Source organism: Frigoribacterium sp. CF331, from assembly GCF_057787905.1.
On record NZ_CM173545.1, the window covers coordinates 678,656 to 697,726 of the forward strand.

17 protein-coding genes are annotated in these 19,071 nt (G+C 70.6%); 12 read left to right on the plus strand and 5 right to left on the minus strand.

Translation table 11 applies throughout. The annotated features are described in order from the left end of the window. The first annotated feature begins 9 nt into the window (after positions 1-9). From AC3CCI_RS03120 to AC3CCI_RS03130, 3 genes are all read left to right on the plus strand, one after another. On the plus strand, positions 10-1,065 hold the full coding sequence (locus AC3CCI_RS03120; protein ID WP_488628071.1) for a ketopantoate reductase family protein: 1,056 nt from the start codon (positions 10-12) through the stop codon (positions 1,063-1,065). Next, the gene (locus AC3CCI_RS03125; RefSeq protein WP_354593582.1) at positions 1,062-2,213 is read left to right on the plus strand and encodes a M20 family metallopeptidase; all 1,152 of its coding nucleotides are present in this window, start codon (positions 1,062-1,064) and stop codon (positions 2,211-2,213) included. Before AC3CCI_RS03120 ends, AC3CCI_RS03125 begins: the two co-directional genes overlap by 4 nt. Positions 2,214-2,380: 167 nt before the next feature. After that, positions 2,381-2,866, plus strand: coding sequence for a hypothetical protein (locus AC3CCI_RS03130; protein WP_488628072.1), 486 nt, complete (start codon positions 2,381-2,383; stop codon positions 2,864-2,866). 192 nt (positions 2,867-3,058) lie between these two features. Here AC3CCI_RS03130 and AC3CCI_RS03135 read toward each other — a convergent pair whose 3' ends face one another. Beyond that, complete coding sequence (locus AC3CCI_RS03135; RefSeq protein ID WP_354593584.1) at positions 3,059-3,655, minus strand: LON peptidase substrate-binding domain-containing protein; 597 nt, start codon at positions 3,653-3,655, stop codon at positions 3,059-3,061. Positions 3,656-3,727: 72 nt separating this feature from the next. Then, complete coding sequence (gene ychF / locus AC3CCI_RS03140) at positions 3,728-4,801, minus strand: redox-regulated ATPase YchF (protein ID WP_194595297.1); 1,074 nt, start codon at positions 4,799-4,801, stop codon at positions 3,728-3,730. 118 nt (positions 4,802-4,919) lie between these two features. Between ychF and AC3CCI_RS03145 the strand changes: the two genes are divergently transcribed. Next, entirely contained in the window at positions 4,920-5,549 is a 630-nt protein-coding gene (locus AC3CCI_RS03145) for an exonuclease domain-containing protein (RefSeq protein ID WP_488628073.1), read from the plus strand. A 64-nt stretch (positions 5,550-5,613) separates the two neighbouring features. Beyond that, on the plus strand, positions 5,614-6,882 hold the full coding sequence (locus AC3CCI_RS03150; protein ID WP_354593586.1) for a DNA recombination protein RmuC: 1,269 nt from the start codon (positions 5,614-5,616) through the stop codon (positions 6,880-6,882). Positions 6,883-6,957: 75 nt separating this feature from the next. Here the strand turns inward: AC3CCI_RS03150 and glpX are convergent, their stop codons facing one another. Beyond that, positions 6,958-7,956 carry a class II fructose-bisphosphatase gene (gene glpX / locus AC3CCI_RS03155; protein WP_354593587.1) on the minus strand — a complete coding sequence of 333 codons (999 nt, stop codon included), beginning with the start codon at positions 7,954-7,956 and terminating at the stop codon, positions 6,958-6,960. 92 nt (positions 7,957-8,048) lie between these two features. On the opposite strand from glpX, the gene AC3CCI_RS03160 reads away from it, so the two are divergent. Both AC3CCI_RS03160 and fbaA read left to right on the plus strand, forming a co-directional pair. Continuing rightward, a complete protein-coding gene (locus AC3CCI_RS03160; RefSeq protein ID WP_488628074.1) occupies positions 8,049-11,432 on the plus strand; it encodes an SdrD B-like domain-containing protein in 3,384 nt (1,127 codons plus the stop codon). 107 nt (positions 11,433-11,539) lie between these two features. Then, a complete protein-coding gene (gene fbaA, locus AC3CCI_RS03165; RefSeq protein ID WP_354593589.1) occupies positions 11,540-12,568 on the plus strand; it encodes a class II fructose-bisphosphate aldolase in 1,029 nt (342 codons plus the stop codon). Positions 12,569-12,653: 85 nt separating this feature from the next. Here the strand turns inward: fbaA and AC3CCI_RS03170 are convergent, their stop codons facing one another. Continuing rightward, entirely contained in the window at positions 12,654-13,223 is a 570-nt protein-coding gene (locus AC3CCI_RS03170; protein ID WP_488628075.1) for a DUF6264 family protein, read from the minus strand. Then, positions 13,220-14,293, minus strand: coding sequence for a 4-hydroxy-3-methylbut-2-enyl diphosphate reductase (locus AC3CCI_RS03175; RefSeq protein ID WP_354593591.1), 1,074 nt, complete (start codon positions 14,291-14,293; stop codon positions 13,220-13,222). Before AC3CCI_RS03175 ends, AC3CCI_RS03170 begins: the two co-directional genes overlap by 4 nt. Before the next feature lie 114 nt (positions 14,294-14,407). On the opposite strand from AC3CCI_RS03175, the gene xseA reads away from it, so the two are divergent. From xseA to AC3CCI_RS03200, 5 genes are all read left to right on the plus strand, one after another. Further along, on the plus strand, positions 14,408-15,697 hold the full coding sequence (gene xseA, locus AC3CCI_RS03180) for an exodeoxyribonuclease VII large subunit (RefSeq protein ID WP_488628076.1): 1,290 nt from the start codon (positions 14,408-14,410) through the stop codon (positions 15,695-15,697). Positions 15,698-15,706: 9 nt separating this feature from the next. Continuing rightward, positions 15,707-15,937 carry an exodeoxyribonuclease VII small subunit gene (locus tag AC3CCI_RS03185; RefSeq protein WP_488628077.1) on the plus strand — a complete coding sequence of 77 codons (231 nt, stop codon included), beginning with the start codon at positions 15,707-15,709 and terminating at the stop codon, positions 15,935-15,937. Further along, positions 15,934-16,626 carry a DUF4245 domain-containing protein gene (locus AC3CCI_RS03190; protein WP_488628078.1) on the plus strand — a complete coding sequence of 231 codons (693 nt, stop codon included), beginning with the start codon at positions 15,934-15,936 and terminating at the stop codon, positions 16,624-16,626. The genes AC3CCI_RS03185 and AC3CCI_RS03190 overlap by 4 nt, the downstream gene beginning before the upstream one ends. 1 nt (position 16,627) lies before the next feature. After that, entirely contained in the window at positions 16,628-17,323 is a 696-nt protein-coding gene (locus tag AC3CCI_RS03195) for a carbonic anhydrase (protein ID WP_488628079.1), read from the plus strand. A gap of 85 nt (positions 17,324-17,408) precedes the next feature. Next, positions 17,409-18,809 carry a class II fumarate hydratase gene (locus AC3CCI_RS03200; protein ID WP_488628080.1) on the plus strand — a complete coding sequence of 467 codons (1,401 nt, stop codon included), beginning with the start codon at positions 17,409-17,411 and terminating at the stop codon, positions 18,807-18,809. Positions 18,810-19,071 lie beyond the last annotated feature (262 nt).

The following is a 19,071-nucleotide window of genomic DNA, read 5'->3' on the forward strand; positions in this document are numbered from 1 at the left end:
GAGCACCCCATGATCCCGACCTACACCGTCGTCGGCGCCGGAGCGATCGGCGGCACCCTCGCCGCCCACCTCCACCTCGGCGGGGCCGACGTCCACCTGGTCGACACCGACCCCGAGCACGTCGCGGCCGTCCGCGAGGCGGGCCTGCGGATCGAGCAGCCGGCAGGCGACCTCGTCGCGAGAGTGCCGATCTCGACCCCCGACGAGGCTCCCGAGCGGCTGGGAGGCGTCCTGCTCGCCGTCAAGGCGCAGGCGACCGAGGACGCCGCCGCCTGGATCGCGGGGCGGTTGACCGACGACGGCTGGGTCGCCTCGATGCAGAACGGCCTGAACGAGGCCACCATCGCCCGTCACGTCGGCGACGGACGCACCGTCGCGGCCTTCGTCGACCTGTTCGCCGACGTCGTCGCCCCGGGCGTCGTCAAGGACGGCGGCTTCGGCGACATCGCCCTCGGCGAGTACGCCGGCGGCAGCAGCGAGCGCGTGCGCACGCTCGCCGACGACCTCCGGCACTGGGGCCGCCCGGTGGTCTCCGACAACGTCCAGGGCTTCCTCTGGTCGAAGCTCGGTTTCGGCGCGATGCTCGTCGCGTCCGCCCTGGCCGACGACGACATGGGCGACCTGATCGATCGACACCGGGTGGGGATGCACGCACTGGTCCGCGAGGTGCTCACGGTCGCCCGCGCCGAAGGCGTCACCCTCGAGGGCTTCGACGCCTTCACGCCGAACGCCTACCTTCCTGCGACGCCGGACGGGGCCGACGCCGCCGACGGGGCCGACGCCGCCGACGCGGCCGACGCCGCCCACGCGGCCACCGACGGACTCGTCGCGTGGCTCGGTCGTCAGACGAAGAAGCGGTCGGGCATCTGGCGTGACGTCGCCGTCCGCGGGCGTCGCACCGAGGTGCCGACCCAGTACGCCCCGGTGCTCGCCGCAGCCGAGCGTCACGACCTGCCCGCACCCCTGACCCGGTGGCTGGTCGAGTCGATCGTCGAACTCGAGACAGGGCGGATCGGCATGAGCGAGGACCACCTCGTCGAGCTCGACCGCCGGGCAGCCGCGTGAACCGCCTGGTCGAGGCGGCCGAGGCTCGCCGCCGTGCACTGGTCGACGACCTGACCACCTACGTGCAGCTCGAGACGCCGTCCGACGACCGTTCGGCCCTCGCCGCGGGGTTGGCCTGGGTGCGCGGCTACCTCGACACGCACCTGGGCGCGCCCGAGACCGCGTCCACCGTCGACGGTGACCCGTACGGCGACGTCGCGGTGCTGGACTGGGCCGCGGTCAACGGCGGGACCGGAGCCGTCGCCGTGCTCTGCCACTACGACACGGTCTGGCCCCTCGGCACCCTGGCCGACTGGCCGGTCTCCGTCGACGGCGACCGGTTGACCGGACCGGGTGCCTTCGACATGAAGGCGGGCCTCGTGCAGGTGGTGCACGCCCTCGCCGTCGCCCGCGAGCGAGGTCTGCCCCTGCCGGCCGTGCGCTTCGTCCTCAACGGCGACGAAGAGATCGGCTCACCCGCGTCACGTCCCGTCATCGAGGCGTCGGTCGCCGGCCGCGACGCCGTCCTCGTCTTCGAGGCGAGCGCAGGAGGCGCGCTCAAGACCGCGCGGAAGGGCGTCGGTCTCTTCACGGTCACCACCGAGGGCGTCGAGGGGCACGCCGGGCTCGATCCCGAGAACGGCGTGAGCGCCGTCGACGAGATGGCCCGGGTGATCGTCGCGCTGCACGACTCGGCGGACCTGGCCGCCGGGACGAGCGTCAACGTCGGCACCATGTCGGGCGGCTCCCGGGCGAACGTGACGGCGGGCCACGCCAGGGCGCTGGTCGACGTCCGCGTCACCGACGTCGACGAGATGCGCCGGATGGACGCCACCTTCGCGGCTCTGACACCTCGCCGCGAGGCCGCGGGGATCAAGGTCGACGGGGGCTGGAACCGGCCCGTCATGTCGCGCGGACCCGGTACGGCCGCGCTCTTCGCCGTCGCCCGGGAGGTCGCCGCAGAGCAGGGGTTCACCGTCGCCGAGACCTCGGTCGGAGGCGCCAGCGACGGCAACTTCGCCGCAGCCCTGGGGCTGCCCGTCCTGGACGGCCTGGGGGCCGTCGGCGACGGAGCCCACGCACGCCACGAATGGATCTCGATCGACGGCATGGTCGAACGAACCGCCCTCGCGGCCGGACTCCTCGTGAGGCTCGGCGGCGGCGCCTGAGCGGTGCCGCCGAGCCACGGAACTGCTGACGTCGAGATCGCGAGGACGAGGGCGATGCCGGTGGTGACCGTCGGAAGTGTTCTCCCCACGTTGCGGGTCGGTGCCGTTCTCCCCAGCCTCGGGTTCCGCGGGACGAACCGCGGTGTCGTGTCGCGAGGATCGTCTTCATGGGAATCAGATACAGCGCCTGTCCGGTAGCACCCGCGGATCTCGAACTCGCTCGCGCCGCTCCTCTCGCGTACATGAACGAACACGGTCCCGACGCACCGTGGGACGACCCGTCGTGGACCCGTTCCTGGCTCGACCTCGACAAGTCGTGGCGTGATCTGCAGCGACTCTTCGTCATGCCGAACCAGTCACCGGCCGAGATGGGTCTCGACCTCGTGAGAGGAGACGTTCATCATCCGAGGGGCATGATGCACGGGTACGAATGCCACTACCAGGTGCTCGATCCGAACCGGGTCGACGTCGTGGCGAGACAGATAGCGCGATTCGACAAGGCCGACGTCCTGGCTCTCTACATCGCCGGCGGCCGCACCGACGAGAGACTCAGGAGCGACGTGAACTACGTCGGGCACTACCTTGCGACGGCACAAGAGTTCACGGCACGCCAGGCGGAAGCGGGCAACGGCCTGGTCTATCGGATCGGCTGAGCGCCACCCGGTCGTTTCATGACGAAGCCCGAGAAGTCAGCCAGCGGCCCCCACCAGTCGTCGAAGCGGAACTCCACCGAGTTCCGACCATCCGAAGCATGACCTTTGAATCTCCTTGCGAAGCATGGACACCTGGGCCGACCAGCATGAGTTGCCGCGGAACCCAGAGGTGGTGAACGGTGGTGAGAAGCCTCACTCGGCGGACCAGAGCTCCTCGGCCTCGAGGACCAGATCGATCAGTTGACGCAGGAGACCCTCCAAGGTCGTCGACCTCAACAGGGTGTAACTGTCGTAATCACCCAGCGGGGCGATCGCCGCCAGTTGCCAGACGGCCGCGACTGGATCGTCCGACAGCTCGATGTCGTCATCCGACTGGGGCCCCGCGGCGCGAACGATCAAGCGGCGGACAGCTGCTTCGGCCTGGTCCCGAAGGGGTGCGAGCTTCTCGGACCACTCGAGATCCGGCAGGATCGAAAGCTCGGCCCGCGGGAACGGATCCTCGTCGACCCAACGTTCGACCGTGAACCGCCGGGTCCCCAGGCCGACGATGAACAGGTCGTCGGCGCCCGCGGCGGCGCTCACGAGACGCGCCATGGTCCCGACCGAGGCGCGCTGGTCGCCACCCCCGGCTTCTGATCCGCGCTCGATGAGGACGACGCCGAACTCGGGTTCATCCTCGTCGAGCAAGCGGCCGACCAACGTGAGGTACCGGGGCTCGAAGATGCGCAGCTGGATGGGCACGAATGGGAACAGCACTGATCCCAGCGGGAACATCGGTGAGACGGCCATGACCCAGTGAAGCACCGCGGACTAGAAGTTCACAGGTGCCCTGAGAGCCTTCGTCCACGCCGCGAAGAACGCCTAGTTGTTGAAGCGGAACTCCACCACGTCGCCGTCTTGCATGACGTACTCCTTGCCCTCGATGCGGGCCTTGCCGGCCGAGCGCGCCTCGGCGATGGAGCCGGTCTCGACCAGGTCGTCGTACGAGATGACCTCGGCCTTGATGAAGCCCTTCTCGAAGTCGGTGTGGATGACCCCGGCGGCCTGCGGGGCCTTCCAGCCCTTGCCGATCGTCCAGGCGCGGGTCTCTTTCGGGCCGGCCGTCAGGTAGGTCTGCAGGCCGAGCGTCTCGAAGCCGATGCGGGCGAGCTGGTCGAGGCCCGACTCGTCCTGCCCGAGCGAGGCGAGCAGTTCGGCGGCGTCGTCGTCGTCGAGGCCGATCAGCTCGGACTCGACCTGCGCGTCGAGGAAGATCGCCTCGGCCGGCGAGACCAGCGCCTGCAGCTCGGCCTTGCGCGCCTCGTCGGTCAGCACGGCCTCGTCGACGTTGAAGACGTAGATGAAGGGCTTCGCGGTGAGCAGCCCGAGTTCGCGGATCGGCTCGAGGTCGATGCTCGTGGCCGAGAGCGCCTCGCCTCGTTCGAGCGCCTCCTTGGCGGCCACTGCCGTCTCGTGCACGATCGGCTCGACGCGCTTGAGACGCAGCTCTTTCTCGTAGCGGACGAGCGCCTTCTCGACGGTCTCGAGGTCGGCGAGGATGAGCTCGGTGTTGATCGTGCCCATGTCGCTCTCGGGGTCGACCTTGCCGTCGACGTGCACGACGTCGGGGTCGTCGAAGCCGCGGACGACCTCGGCGATGGCGTCGGCCTCGCGGATGTTCGCCAAGAACTTGTTGCCGAGCCCCTCGCCCTCGCTCGCGCCCTTGACGATGCCGGCGATGTCGACGAACGACACCGGCGCCGGCAGCGTCTTCTCGCTGCCGAACAGGCCCGCCAGGACCTGGAGGCGCGGGTCGGGCAGGTTGACGATGCCCACGTTGGGTTCGATGGTCGCGAACGGATAGTTCGCCGCCAGCACCTGGTTCTTGGTCAGGGCGTTGAACAGGGTGGACTTGCCGACGTTGGGCAGTCCGACGATCGCGATAGTGAGAGCCACGAGAGTCAAGCGTACCGGGCCTGTCGAGTCGCACCGTCGGGGCCGGGTCGCCTGGGGACGGACGGGTGCCCGGCCGGCCTGTGGAGGCGGTGTCGGAGGCGCGTGAGAGCATGAGTCAATGCCCATCGACTTCACCGCGATCGACTTCGAGACCGCGAACTCGAGCAGTGCCAGCGCCTGCTCCGTCGGCCTCGTCAAGGTCCGCGACGGCGTCGTCGTCGACAAGGTCGGCTGGTTGATCTCTCCCCCGGCCGGGCACGACGAGTTCTCCGAGTGGAACACCCGCATCCACGGCATCGTCGCGAGCGACGTCGTCGGGGCCTTCGGCTGGGCCGAGCAGTTCGAACTGCTCGCCGACTTCGCCGGCGACGATGTCTTCGTCGCGCACAACGCGGGCTTCGACATGGGCGTCATCAAGGCCGCCTGCGCGGCGACGGGGCTCACCCCTCCCCCGTGGTCGTACCTGTGCAGCCTGCAGGTGGCCCGCAAGACCTACTCGCTCGACTCGTACCGGCTGCCCGTCGCCGCGACGGCCGCCGGCTTCGACTCCTTCTCGCACCACGACGCCCTCGCCGACGCCGAGGCGTGCGCGGCCATCGTCGCCCACGCGGCCCTCTTCCACGGCGCGGCCGACGTCGCCGAACTCGCGACGATCGCGTCGGTCAAGGTCAAGGTGCTGCAGCCCGCGGGGGCCTCGACCGCACACGACTCGCCGCGAGTCGACCGCCGACCCATGGCCCTCGGCTGACGCTGACGCACGACGTCAGCTCGTCGAGGCCGGGGCTGTCGGCGGTCGCTGCCACACTCGCCCCATGTCGTCACCCGTGGCCCTGTTCCTCGCCCTCCTGCTCGGCCTCGTCGTCGGAGCCGTCGTCGGCGGGCTGCTCGCCCGCTCGCGTGCTACCGAGGCGTCCTCGCACCTGACCGCCGAGCTCGCCGCCGCCCGAGCCGTGGCCGACGCGGCCCGCGAGCGCCTGGACGGCCAGGACGACCAGTACCGCCGGCAGATCGCCCAGCAAGAAGACCGCCTCCGCGAGTTCCAAGACCGGCTGCGCGACGTCCGCATCGCCGAGGCCGAACGTGCGCGGGGCGACGGCCAGGTGCTCGTCGCCCTGAGTCCCGTCGCTGAGAGCCTCCAGGCGGTCCAGCAGAAGGTGGCCGAACTCGAGGCAGAACGCACCCGCCAGTACGGGGCGATCAGCGAACAGTTGCGACACACGGCCGAGTCGGGCGAGCGCCTGCGGGGCACGGCCGAGATGCTGGCCTCTGCCCTGAAGTCGAACAGCACGCGAGGGGTCTGGGGCGAGACCCAGCTCCGCAACGTGGTGCAGGCCGCCGGCCTCGTCGAGCGGGTCGACTTCGACGTCCAGACGTCGATCTCGTCCGACGCCGGCTCGGGCCGACCCGACATGGTCGTCCACCTGCCGGGCGGCAAGAACATCGCGGTCGATGCCAAGGTGCCCTTCTCCGCCTACCTCGAGGCCAGCGCCATCCCCGCGTCGGCCACGGGCGACGAAGGGGCTCGACGCGACCTGCTCGTCCGTCAGCACGTCAAGGCCCTCCGGGCGCACGTCGACGCCCTGGCCGGCAAGACGTACTGGGCAGGGCTCGACTCGTCCCCCGAGCTGGTCATCGCGTTCATCCCGAGCGAGTCGCTCGTCTCGTCGGCGCTCGAGGCCGACCCGTCCCTGATGGACTACGCCTTCCAGAAACGAGTCGCCCTCGCCTCGCCCGTGACCCTGTGGTCGGTGTTGAAGACCGTCGCCTTCAGCTGGCAACAGGACGTCGTCACCGCCGAGGCCAAAGAACTCTTCGACCTCAGCCGCGAGTTGTACGGCCGCCTGTCGACCATGGCCGGCCATGTCGACAAGCTCGGCCGGTCGCTCCGGGCCGGCGTGACCGACTACAACCGGTTCGTCGGCTCACTCGAGCGGACGGTCCTGCCCTCCGCCCGACGCCTGAGCATGCTCGACGACTCCAAGGTCCTGTCGAGTCCCACGACGGTCGACGAGACCCCCCGTGACATCACCGCGCCCGAACTCACCGCTGCGTTGACCGACGGCGAGGGCCGGGTCGGCTGACGCGCCGAGACCCTCGGCGAGCTCGCATGACGACGAATGCCCGGCCAGGGCCGGGCATTCGTCGTCACCTGCGGGTCAGGCCTGTTCGCCGTACCACTTCGAGACGAGGTGGTCGGCTTCGACCCGGCGGATGGTGCCCGAGTGCGAGCGCAACACGATGCTCGAGGTTCGGATCATGCCCTGCTTGCGCGTGACGCCGGCGACGAGAGCACCGTCGGTGACGCCGGTGGCGACGAAGTAGGCGTTGTCACCCGTGACGAGGTCGTCCTGGTCGAGCACGCGGTCGAGGTCGTGGCCGGCGTCGACCGCCTTCTGGCGCTCGGCGTCGTCCTTGGGTGCCAGACGGGCGAGGATGAGGCCGTCGAGGGCCTTGACCGCGCAGGCGGTGATGATGCCCTCGGGGGTGCCGCCGACGCCGACGCACATGTCGATGCGCGAGTCGGGGCGGGCCGCGTTGATGCCGCCGGCGACGTCGCCGTCGAGCAAGAGACGGGTCGAGGCGCCCACGGCCCGGATCTCGGCGATCAGATCGGCGTGACGCGGGCGGTCGAGCACCGCGATCTGCATGTCCTCGACGGCGATGCCCTTGGCGGCCGCCAGGGCGGTGATGTTCTCGCCGATCGGACGGTCGAGGTCGACGACCCCCTTGCCCTCGGGGCCCGTGACGATCTTGTCCATGTAGAAGACGGCGCTGGGGTCGTACATGCTGCCCCGGTCGCTGACCGCGATGACCGAGAGCGCGTTCATGCGGCCGGCCGCGGTGAGGCTCGTGCCGTCGATGGGGTCGACGGCGATGTCGCAGGCCGGGCCGAAACCGTTGCCGACGTGTTCGCCGTTGAACAGCATCGGGGCTTCGTCCTTCTCGCCCTCGCCGATCACGACGACCCCGTCGAAGGCGACCGTCCCGAGGAACTTCCGCATGGCGTCGACCGCGGCCTTGTCGGCGGCGTTCTTGTCGCCCTTGCCGATGAAGGGCGCCGACCGGATGGCCGCGGCTTCGGTGGCCCTCACCAGCTCCATGCCGAGGTTGCGGTCGGGGTGCGCGTACAGGGTTCCAGAAGACGAATCGGCCATGTCCACGAGCTTAGTCCCCGGGGTTGTCCAGACGGATGTCATGCGATATGTTTCATTGATCACAGTGCATATATGCACGGAGAAAGGTGCTCATGAAACCAACCACACGTCTGCGCCGCCCCGTGGCTGTCGCCCTGGCACTCGGCGCGAGCCTCTCCACCCTGGCCGTCGACGCCGCCCACGCCGCACCCGACGCCCCCGCGCCCGACGCCCTCAGCCTGTCGGTGCGACTGGCCTCCGACGGCGTCGGCCCGTTCACCCCGGACGACGCGCCCGGCGGCGACAGCGGTCCACAGAACGGCATCGTCCGGACGAACGACTCCCTGGTCTACGGCATCACCGTCGGCACGACCACCGGCGACGCGTCGGGCGGCGAGGTCGTCGCCTCGGCTCCCGACGGGTTGACCTGGTCGACCCTGCCCGACGAGTGCCTCACCGGTTCGAGCGTGTCGGGCGACACGCTTCGTTGTTTGCTGGCCCCCCTCTCGACCGGCGTCCGCACCCTCAGCATCGTCGCGACCGTCGACCGTGACGTCCACGCCGGCAGCTCCCTGCAGCCCTCGGTCGAGCTCCACGCGCCCGAGCGGGCACCCGTCACCGCCCCCGTACCCGACGTCCGGGTCTCGGCCGTGCCACGCTTCAACGTCTCCATGAACCGCACGGTCACATCGTTCGCCGCCACCGTCGGGCCGGACGGCTCGACGCCGGGCTTCCGCATCGTCTACCCGTTGCAGATCGACTGGCAGTCCCTCGTGGCGGGTGACGGGCTCCTCGGCTACGAGGGCTTGAGCGGCGACATCTCGCTGGTCGACGACGTCTCGGCCATGTTCGGCGGCAAGCCGAGCCCTGCCGTCCTGCTGCCCACCGACACCGACGACGCGTGCGGGGTCAACACCGGCCAGATCCCGGGGGCGCCCGGTGGTGTCGGGGGCGGCGAGCGCAACGTCGTCGACTCAGGAACGATCACCTGCTCGCAGACGGCTCCGGGCGAGCCTGTCAGCATCACCATCTCGGGGGCCGACACGAGCCTGACGTCGATCCCGAGTCGCAGCGTCACGGGCGGGCAGATCGCCGGCGGCGTGTCGCCCTACGTCGTCTCGGCCTACGTCAGCCTGTGGGTTCCGAACCCTCCGTTCGGCGAGTCCCTCCTGACCCGCAACACCTATCGTGACCTCGTCGCCACGTCGGTCAGCGGGCAGGCCAACTACGCAGGGGCGTCCGAACCCCTGGACGACAATTCGGCGGATCGCAACATCCTCTACTCGGCCGGCGTGACCGGCGCGACCCGCTACGCGGGCTGGAACGACGAGACCAAGACGTCGTTCCCGCTGTCCGGCAAGTACGACGACCCGTACGTCACGCCGGCCCAGACGCTGATCAGCAGCACGAGCCTCGCCAACCGCGGCACCACCTCGTGGTCGGGCTCGACCGTCTGCGCCGTGTTCGACAACACGACCCAGACCCTGCGAGAGAACGCACCGGGTTCGTGGGCGTCCTCGAACCGGGTCGCCGACACGGGGCGCCCGCAGTACGCGGCTTTCGACGCCTCCGACCCCGAGGACGCGCGTGACGCGACCTGTGACGACGATCTCGGGTGGCACGACGACCCTCGCGACGTCCCCGGTGGGCCCTCGGCGGTCGGTGCGGTCCGCTGGAACTACGATCACCCGGGCAACACGAGCATCTCGTTCACCGTCCATCTCACCGCCGTCGACCGCCTCGCCAACCACACGCACCTCCGGACCTTCACGAGCATCCGTCGAGACGCGACGAGCGCGTGGACCCACTCTCCCGGCGACCCGGTCGCGGCGAACGGAACCTGGTCCGACTTCCTCAGCGTGACGAGCAACGCGGCCCGCGTCACCAGTGCCGTCGTCGACCCGGGGCACGACGCCTCCGACACCCCCGACGAGACGGCCTACGTCACGGCGGGCGGGTCCCTGACTTACGCCCTCTACCCGACCCTCACCAACGCGTCGGACGACGACCTCCCCGAGAAGTTGACGATCCGCGACGTCCTGCCTCTCGGTGCCGTCTACGTCGCGGGCTCTGCCTCGGCCGAGCCCGCGGTCGACGAGATCGAGGTCGACGGTGCGACGCACCAGCGCCTGACGTGGGTCCTCGACCCCGTCCAGGTCAACGACGCACTGGCCCCGATCACGTTCGCGGCCCGGTTCACCTCGGCGTCACCCGGCACCGACGCCACGAACTCGGCGACCATCGAGTCGCTGCGCGACGTGTCCTCTCCCGACAGGCGCGTGACCGACCGCGCGGTGCACGTCCTGGCCGGCAGCGGTTTCGACGTCGACGAACAGGTCGACCACGACGTGCGCGTCGTGGGTGACCAGTCGGTGTTCCGATTGATCTACACCAACAACGGGTCCGAGTCGCTGGCCGACACCTCGCTCGTGACGTCCCTGCCTCACGACGGCGACGACCGAGGCACCGAGGCGGCGACCCGACCGGTGTTGACCGAACCGGTCGCGGCGGCCGACGCCTCCGAGACGGTCCGGTACACGAACGTCGCCCCGGCTTCCCTCGTCGACGACCCCGCTGACGCCACGAACGAGCCGGGCGGTTCGACCCGGTGGTGCGCGCAGGCCGACTTCGGCACGGCAGGCTGCCCCGCCGACCTCGGCGAGGTGACCGGTGTCCGCGTCGACCGCACCTCACCCGTCTCGTCCGGTACGACGGTGAGCCACGAGCTCGCACTCTCGGCAGGCGACGGCGATCAGGCCGGCGACGTCTGGGCGTCCTCCTTCGGCCTCCGGGCGGCGAACATCGACTGGACCGCGCACTCCCCCGTCGCGCGGACGACGGCCGTCGGGGGAAGCATCGGGCGGATCGTCTGGCAGGACGCGAACTCCGACGGGCTGCGCCAGGACGACGAGGCCGGCCTGTCCGACCACGCCGTGCGCCTGTCCGGCACGGACGATCGTGGCGCGACGGTCGAGGCGGAGACCGACACCGACGCCGACGGCAGGTACCGGTTCGATTCGCTCCGACCGGGCGACTACGTCGTCCACTTCGGCAGCGTGGCGGGCGGGTGGACGACTCCGCACGTCGGCGACGACCCGACGCGCGACTCCGATGCCCACGCCGGCGGTGATGCCGAGGTCGAGGTGACGCGCGTCACGGACGCCGCAGGGGCTCTCGTGGGCGTCTCCGACCTCGACGACGTCGACGCGGGCGCCTTGCCGGCCCCCGAGGTCGTCGACCCGCCCGTCGAGACGGTCGATCCGCCGTTCGACGACGCCTCGACGCCGGGCGGTGACCAGGGCACCGACCCTGCGGCGAGCACCTCCGACGGTCGCCCGCGTCTCGCCTTCACCGGCGCGGCCCCGGCCGCCGCCGTGGCTGCCGCCCTCGCCGCGCTCACCCTCGGCATCGTGCTGGTGCGGCGGCGACGCCGGCTCGACGGCACCGTCGTCCCTGCCCCCGGGTCTCCGCACCCGGGCGATCCCGGCACCGACTGACGAGGGGACGGGGCCGTCCGTGGACGGCCCCGTCCTCTCGGCACGCGCCCGTCGAGCCCTGACTAGGCTGAACGGAGCAGACCGCAGTCGTGATCGAAGGAGATGCCATGCCCGTCGCAACCCCCGAGCAGTACGCAGAGATGCTCGACAAGGCGAAGACCAAGGGCTTCGCCTACCCCGCCGTCAACGTGTCGTCGTCGCAGACGATCAACTCCGTCCTGCAGGGCCTCACCGAAGCGGGCAGCGACGGCATCATCCAGGTGACCACCGGCGGTGCCGACTACTTCGCGGGCCACACCGTCAAGAACCGAGCCGCCGGCGCCATCGCGTTCGCCAAGTTCGCGACCGAGGTCGCCAAGAACTACCCCGTCACGGTCGCCCTCCACACCGACCACTGCCCGAAGGACGCCCTCGACGGGTTCGTCCTGCCGCTGATCGCCGCCTCCGAAGAAGAGGTCCGTGCCGGTCGCAACCCCTTGTTCCAGTCCCACATGTGGGACGGCTCGGCCGTCCCCCTCGACGAGAACATCTCGATCGCGCAGGACATGCTGAAGCGCACCAAGGCCATCAACGCCATCCTCGAGGTCGAGATCGGAGTCGTCGGAGGCGAAGAGGACGGGGTCCAGCACGAGGGCACCAACGACGCGCTGTACACCACGGTCGGAGACGTCACCCGCGTCGTCGAGGCTCTCGGACTCGGCGAGCACGGCCGCTACATCGCCGCCCTGACCTTCGGCAACGTGCACGGCGTCTACAAGCCCGGCAACGTCAAGCTGCGCCCGGAACTGCTCGGCGAGATCCAGCAGGGCATCCGCGAGAAGTTCGGCACCGCCGAGAAGCCCCTCGAACTCGTCTTCCACGGCGGCTCGGGGTCGTCCGACGCCGAGATCGCCGAGGCGGTCTCGAACGGCGTGGTCAAGATGAACCTCGACACCGACACGCAGTACGCCTTCAGCCGGTCCATCGCCGACACCGTGCTGAAGAACTACGACGGGTTCCTCAAGGTCGACGGCGAGGTCGGCAACAAGAAGCAGTACGACCCCCGCGCCTGGGGCAAGGTCGCCGAGACGGCCATGGCCGCGCGCGTCGTCGAGGCGACGAAGCAGCTCGGGTCGTACGGTCAGTCGGCCAGCTGACCCGCGCCTCCTGCAGGTACGACGAGACCCCCGGGCGACGGCCCGGGGGTCTCGTACGTCGTGGCGTGCCCCCTGCCGGAACCTGCTACGAGAAGAAGCTGTCGGTGATCTTCTGCATGGACGCGGCGAACGCCGGGTCGGACATCAACACCGCAGCGGCTCCGAACCCCTGCACGAGGCTGAAGACCACGCCCGCGACGAGGGGCACGACGAAGCCGAGCCGACCCGCCCGGAGGCGCCGGAGCGTCCACCAGGTCGAGAAGGCGAAGAGCGCGACGGCGAAGACGGCCATCACGACGCCGAAGGTCTGCAAGGCGCCCGTCGACGAGAACCCCGACAGGTCGGCGTCGAACTGCGCGAACTGCGCGAGCTGGTCCTCGGCGTAGCGAGGCGCCCGGGCGACGGCCTGGATCGCTCCGAAGGCTCCGAGCCCGATGAGGGCGAACGTCGCCACCCGGTCGACGCGGCGCCCGGTGGTGAGGGGGGGAGGCGCGGTGAGGGTGCCGTCACCGGAGCGCCCGTCGGCCGTGGTCGTGGGCCGCGCGTCCTGTTCGGCGACCCGCGCCTCCTGGGCGGCGTCGTCGGTGGCGACGGGGTTGACCCACCCCTCGGGCGCGTACTCGCCGTAGCGAGGCCTGGGCCGGTCGTCGCTCATCGGGTGCGGCCGCCGAGGCCACGCGCGTCGACCTGGCCCGTGGCGTCCTTGCGCAGCTCTTTCGGCAGCGAGAACATCAGGTCTTCTTCAGCCGTGACGACCTCTTCGACGTCGACGTACCCGGCGTCGGACAGGTCGGCCAGCACCTCGTCGACGAGGACCTCGGGCACGGATGCACCCGAGGTGACGCCGACCGTCTCGACGCCGTCGAGCCACTCCTGGCGGATCTCGTTCGTGTAGTCGACCCGGTAGGCGGCCTTGGCACCGTGTTCGAGGGCGACCTCGACCAGGCGGACGCTGTTCGAGCTGTTCGCCGACCCGACGACGATCACGAGGTCGGCACCCTGGGCGACCTTCTTGATGGCCACCTGGCGGTTCTGCGTCGCGTAGCAGATGTCGTCGCTCGGCGGGTTCTGGATGCTCGGGAAACGTTCGCGCAGGCGGCGCACGGTCTCCATCGTCTCGTCGACGCTGAGGGTCGTCTGCGACAGCCAGACGAGGTTCTCGGGGTCGTCGATCACGAGGTCGTCGACCTCACCCGGGTTCTGGACGAGGGTGGTCCGGTCGAGCGCGTGACCCATGGTGCCCTCGACCTCTTCGTGCCCGGCGTGGCCGATCAGGATGATGTGACGACCCTGGGCGCCGAAGCGCACGGCCTCGCGGTGCACCTTCGTGACGAGGGGGCAGGTCGCGTCGATGGCCTGCAGCTCGCGGTCGGCCGCACCCTTCACGACCGCCGGCGAGACGCCGTGCGCGCTGAAGACGATGTGCGAGCCCTCGGGGACCTCGTCGACCTCGTCGACGAAGATCGCCCCCTGGCTCTCGAGCGTCGCCACGACGTGGACGTTGTGCACGATCTGCTTGCGCACGTAGACGGGCGCGCCGTAGTGCTCGAGCGCCTTCTCGACGGCGATCACGGCGCGGTCGACGCCCGCGCAGTAACCGCGGGGTGCCGCGAGCAGCACCCGCTTGCGTCCGGTGACGGGGGTATCCTTTAGCCTGTTCCGCACCGCAGGAACACGCGGTGTCGGCAGGTCGATGGCGAGGGCGCCGTTGGTGATGTGGCTCACCCGACGAGTCTAGGTGCGACGGACTGGTCGCGTACTGAGAGCCGCCGCGAGGGCCGAGGACCACGCCGGCCCGGCGAGCCGACCGTCGACGACGCCCACCACGAACGGAGCCCCATGACGATCGTTCCCCCACCGCCCACCGCCGAGGCCCCGTGGCCGGTCGGACTGCTCGCCAGCAAGGTGCGCGACTGGATCGACCGGCTCGGCACGGCCTGGGTCGAGGGCGAGATCACGCAGTGGAACGTCTCGGGCGGCAACGTCTACGGCAAGCTCCGCGACCTCGAGCAGGACGCCACCGTCTCGTTCTCCATCTGGTCGAGCGTCAAGTCGCGCGTCCCGGCCGACCTGAAGCAGGGCGACCGGGTCATCGCCGCCGTCAAGCCCAACTACTGGGTCAAGGGCGGCAGCCTCACGATGCAGGTGTTCGACATGCGCCACGTGGGCCTCGGCGACCTGCTCGAGCGGCTCGAACGGCTCCGTCGGCAACTGACGTCCGAGGGGCTCTTCTCGCCCGACCGAAAACGGGCCCTGCCGTTCCTGCCCGGGTGCATCGGCCTCGTCACCGGCAAGGACAGCGACGCCGAGAAAGACGTGCTGCGCAACGCGCAGCTGCGGTGGCCGTCCGTCTCGTTCCGGGTCGTGCACGCGGCGGTGCAGGGCGACCGCATGGTGGGCGAGGTCACGGCGGCGATCCAGCGACTCGACGCCGACGACGAGGTCGACGTCATCATCGTCGCCCGGGGCGGCGGAGACTTCCAGAACCTGCTCGGCTTCAGCGACGAGGGCCTCGTCCGCACCGTCGCGGCCTGCACCACCCCGGTGGTCAGTGCCATCGGGCACGAGGCCGACCGGCCCCTGCTCGACGACGTCGCCGACCTCCGCGCGTCGACGCCGACCGACGCCGCCAAACGGGTCGTCCCCGACGTCACCGAAGAACTGTCGCGGGTCCAGCAGGCCCGCACGCGCATCGGCGTCCGCCTGACGTCGCTGGTCGCGACCGAGATCGACCGACTCGAACAGATCCGCAGCCGCCCCGTGCTCGCGTCCCCCCAGACGCTGGTCGACGTCCGGGCGGACGAGGTCGTCCGGGCCGTCGCGCGTGGCGAAGAACTCGTCGGGCGAGCCGTCGAACGGGCGCACACGCGGGTGTCCGAGCTGACGGCCCAGCTCCGCGCCCTGTCGCCACAGGGCACCTTGCGCCGGGGCTACGCGATCGTGCAGCTGCCGTCCGGCAGCGTGCTGCGCTCCCCCGACGAGGCGCCGGCCGAGACGCGCCTGCTCGTGACCACCGACGGAGGCGCGGTGGGCGCCGTCAGCACCGGCGCCTCCTCCCCAGGCTCCGCCCCGTCCGACCCGCCCCCGGCCGCGAGCCCCGCCGCGACCCCTGTCAGCACCCCTCGTTAGGATCGACCCGTGGACAGCACCTCGACCAGCACCCCGCCCGACGTCGCCTCGCTCAGCTACGAGCAGGCTCGCGACGAGCTGGTCTCCGTCGTGTCCGAGCTCGAGCAAGGCGCGTCGACCCTCGAACGATCGCTCGCGCTGTGGGAACGCGGCGAGGCCCTCGCCCGCCGCTGTGAAGAGTGGCTGATGGGCGCGCGCGAACGGCTCGAGGCGGCACGCCGTCAGGGGCCGGCCGAATGACCACCCCCTCCGAACCCTCCGACGGCGGTCCCCGCGGGGCGCGACGCCCCCGCGAACCCCGGGTCGTCGCCGAACTCGGGCGGCCCGAGACACCCGAAGAGACCGCGGCCCGCAAGGCCGAGAACACCCGCAAGCACTACGCCAACCAGACCGCGATCAACCTGACCCTGTCGATCGTCGCCTCCCTCGGCATCGTGCTCTTCCTCGTGCTCGTCGTCGTCCGCCCGAACGGCACCGTGAACCGCCAAGAGATCGACTACGTCCAGGTGGCGTCGCAGGCCCAGGCGAGCGTCGACGTCCCCCTCGCCGCGCCTCCCCTGCCCGACGGGTGGACCTCCAACGCCGCCGAGGTGCGGTCGTCGACCCGAGACGACGTGCCCACCTGGTACGTCGGGCTCATCACCCCCGACCAGCAGTTCATCGGGCTCGAGCAGGGCATCGACGCCAATCCGACCTGGGTCAGCCTGCAGGTCCAGAACGCGGCGGCGACGTCGACGCGATCCATCGCCGGTCTCACCTGGGACGTCTACGACCGACGCGACGCCGACGACCCGGGCAACTACGCCTATGCCCTGACCACCACCGTCGGCCGCAGCTCGTACGTGCTCTACGGCACGGCCGACGACTCCGAGTTCGACGTCCTGGCCACCTCCCTGGCCGCCCAGATCGCCAGTCAAGAAAGCGAGTGACGTGACCCGACACGACTCGGCCGCCGACTCCACGGCCCCCACGCCCACCTCGACCGATCCCTCCCCGCGCACCGACGACTCGGCACCGGGCGTCGCCTGGGACCGGATGGTCGAGGGGAACCACCGCTTCGTCGACGGGGCACCTCGCCACCCGCACCAAGACAGTGATCGCCGGTCGTCCCTCGCCGCCGGACAAGAACCCGTGGCCGCCCTGTTCGGGTGCGCCGACTCGCGCCTCGCCGCCGAGATCATCTTCGACGTCGGCCTGGGCGACCTCTTCGTCGTCCGCAACGCCGGGCAGGTCGTCGGCGACACGGTCATCGCCTCGCTCGAGTACGCCGTCTCGGTGCTGCACGTCCCGCTGATCGTGGTGCTCGGCCACGACAGCTGCGGTGCGGTCGCGACCGCGATCGACTCCATCGGCTCGGACGCGGCCCCCGGGTCGGCCTTCCTCGGCGGATTGATCGACATGATCATGCCCTCGGTCGAGCGCGCCCAGCACGATCTCGAGGGCGGTTCCGACCTCGACCCCCGAGCCGTAGGGCGGCTGCACATCGAGGCCTCGGTGCGCACGCTCGTCGACAGGTCCACCCTGATCTCGTCCGCCGTCGAGGACGGTAGGTTGGCCGTGGTCGGCGCGAACTACGACCTCGCCAACGGGCGGGTCGACCGTTCGGTGCTCGTCGGCCGACTCTGAACCGAGTCGGGGCGCACGCTCCGACGCCCCGCGCCCCCGTCGGGCGCAGCAGCCCGGCAGGGCCCGAGGAAAGGACCACGACGTCGTGACCACATCCGAGACCGACTACCGCATCGAGCACGACACCATGGGCGAGGTGCGGGTGCCCGCATCGGCCCTCTACCGTGCCCAGACGCAGCGTGCCGTCGAGAACTTCCCGATCAGCGGGGCCGGGCTCGAGCCGGCCCAGATCGTCGCCCTGGCCCGCATCAAACGGGCGGCGGCCCTCGTCAACGGCGAGATGGGCATCATCGAGCAGCCCGTCGCCGAGGCGATCGTCGCGGCCGCGGACCAGATCATCGGCGGCAGCCACCACGACCAGTTCCCGGTCGACGTCTACCAGACCGGCAGCGGCACGTCGTCCAACATGAACATGAACGAGGTGCTCGCCACCCTCGCGGGCACGGTCGACGGCGTCGCGGTCCACCCCAACGACCACGTCAACGCGTCGCAGTCGTCCAACGACGTGTTCCCGACGTCCGTCCACGTCGCCGTCACCGGGGCCCTGCTGCACGACCTCGTGCCGGCCCTCGACCACCTGGCCGTCGCCCTCGAGGCCAAGGCCTCCGCCTGGTCGGACGTCGTCAAGGCCGGCCGGACGCACCTGATGGACGCCACACCCGTCACCCTCGGCCAGGAGTTCGGCGGCTACGCGCGTCAGATCCGCCTCGCCATCGAGCGGGTGCAGAGCGCACTGCCGCGCGTCGCCGAGGTCCCCCTGGGCGGGACGGCCACCGGCACCGGCATCAACACGCCGCTCGGTTTCCCCCAGAGGGTCATCGCCGCCCTGGCCGCCGACAGCGGTCTGCCGGTCACCGAGGCGCTCGACCACTTCGAGGCCCAGGGGGCGCGCGACGGACTCGTCGAGGCCTCCGGTGCCCTGCGGGTGCTCGCCGTGAGCCTGACCAAGATCAACAACGACATCCGGTGGATGGGCTCCGGCCCCAACACCGGCCTGGGCGAACTGCACATCCCCGACCTGCAGCCCGGGTCGTCGATCATGCCGGGCAAGGTCAACCCGGTCATCCCCGAAGCCGTGCTGATGGTCTCGGCCCGCGTCATCGGCAACGATGCGACCATCGCCTGGGCCGGTGCCTCCGGTGCCTTCGAACTCAACGTCGCGATCCCCGTGATGGGAACGGCCCTGCTCGAGTCGATCCGCCTGCTCTCGAACGCCACGCGCGCCCTGGCCGACAAGACCGTCGAGGGGCTCGAGGCCAACGTCGAGCACGCCCGTGCCCTGGCCGAGTCCTCGCCGTCGATCGTCACGCCCCTCAACCGGGTCATCGGCTACGAGGCCGCGGCGAAGGTCGCGAAGCACGCGGTCGCCCAGAAGCTGACCGTCCGCGAAGCCGTCGTCGACCTCGGGTTCGTCGAGCGGGGCGAGGTCACCGACGAGCAGCTCGACACGGCGCTCGACGTGCTCAGCATGACCCACCCGGGCTGAGCCCACCCGGGCTGAGCCCACCCGGGCTGAACCCACCCGCCTGAGCCCACCCGGGCTGAGTCCACCCGACCGGCCCACGCCGGGGCCGAGCGCACCTCCGGCACTCCGTCGAGGACGCGATCACCCAGCGGTCGGGGAGGCGCGCTCCGTCGCTGACGGTCGCGCGCCTCCCGCGGATGCCTCGGTGACAGAGAGGACGCGTTCCGTCGACGCCGCTCTCGCGTCTCGTCTGTGCCTCGGTGACATCGCTCCGCTGCCACGT

Coding starts and splice junctions, on each gene's coding strand:
- AC3CCI_RS03120 (WP_488628071.1), top strand. CDS start 10: ATGATCCCGACCTACACCGTCGTCGGCGCCGGAGCGATCGGCGGCACC.
- AC3CCI_RS03130 (WP_488628072.1), top strand. CDS start 2,381: ATGGGAATCAGATACAGCGCCTGTCCGGTAGCACCCGCGGATCTCGAA.
- AC3CCI_RS03135 (WP_354593584.1), bottom strand. CDS start 3,655: ATGGCCGTCTCACCGATGTTCCCGCTGGGATCAGTGCTGTTCCCATTC.
- AC3CCI_RS03145 (WP_488628073.1), top strand. CDS start 4,920: ATGCCCATCGACTTCACCGCGATCGACTTCGAGACCGCGAACTCGAGC.
- AC3CCI_RS03150 (WP_354593586.1), top strand. CDS start 5,614: ATGTCGTCACCCGTGGCCCTGTTCCTCGCCCTCCTGCTCGGCCTCGTC.
- glpX (WP_354593587.1), bottom strand. CDS start 7,956: ATGGCCGATTCGTCTTCTGGAACCCTGTACGCGCACCCCGACCGCAAC.
- AC3CCI_RS03160 (WP_488628074.1), top strand. CDS start 8,049: ATGAAACCAACCACACGTCTGCGCCGCCCCGTGGCTGTCGCCCTGGCA.
- fbaA (WP_354593589.1), top strand. CDS start 11,540: ATGCCCGTCGCAACCCCCGAGCAGTACGCAGAGATGCTCGACAAGGCG.
- AC3CCI_RS03170 (WP_488628075.1), bottom strand. CDS start 13,223: ATGAGCGACGACCGGCCCAGGCCTCGCTACGGCGAGTACGCGCCCGAG.
- xseA (WP_488628076.1), top strand. CDS start 14,408: ATGACGATCGTTCCCCCACCGCCCACCGCCGAGGCCCCGTGGCCGGTC.
- AC3CCI_RS03190 (WP_488628078.1), top strand. CDS start 15,934: ATGACCACCCCCTCCGAACCCTCCGACGGCGGTCCCCGCGGGGCGCGA.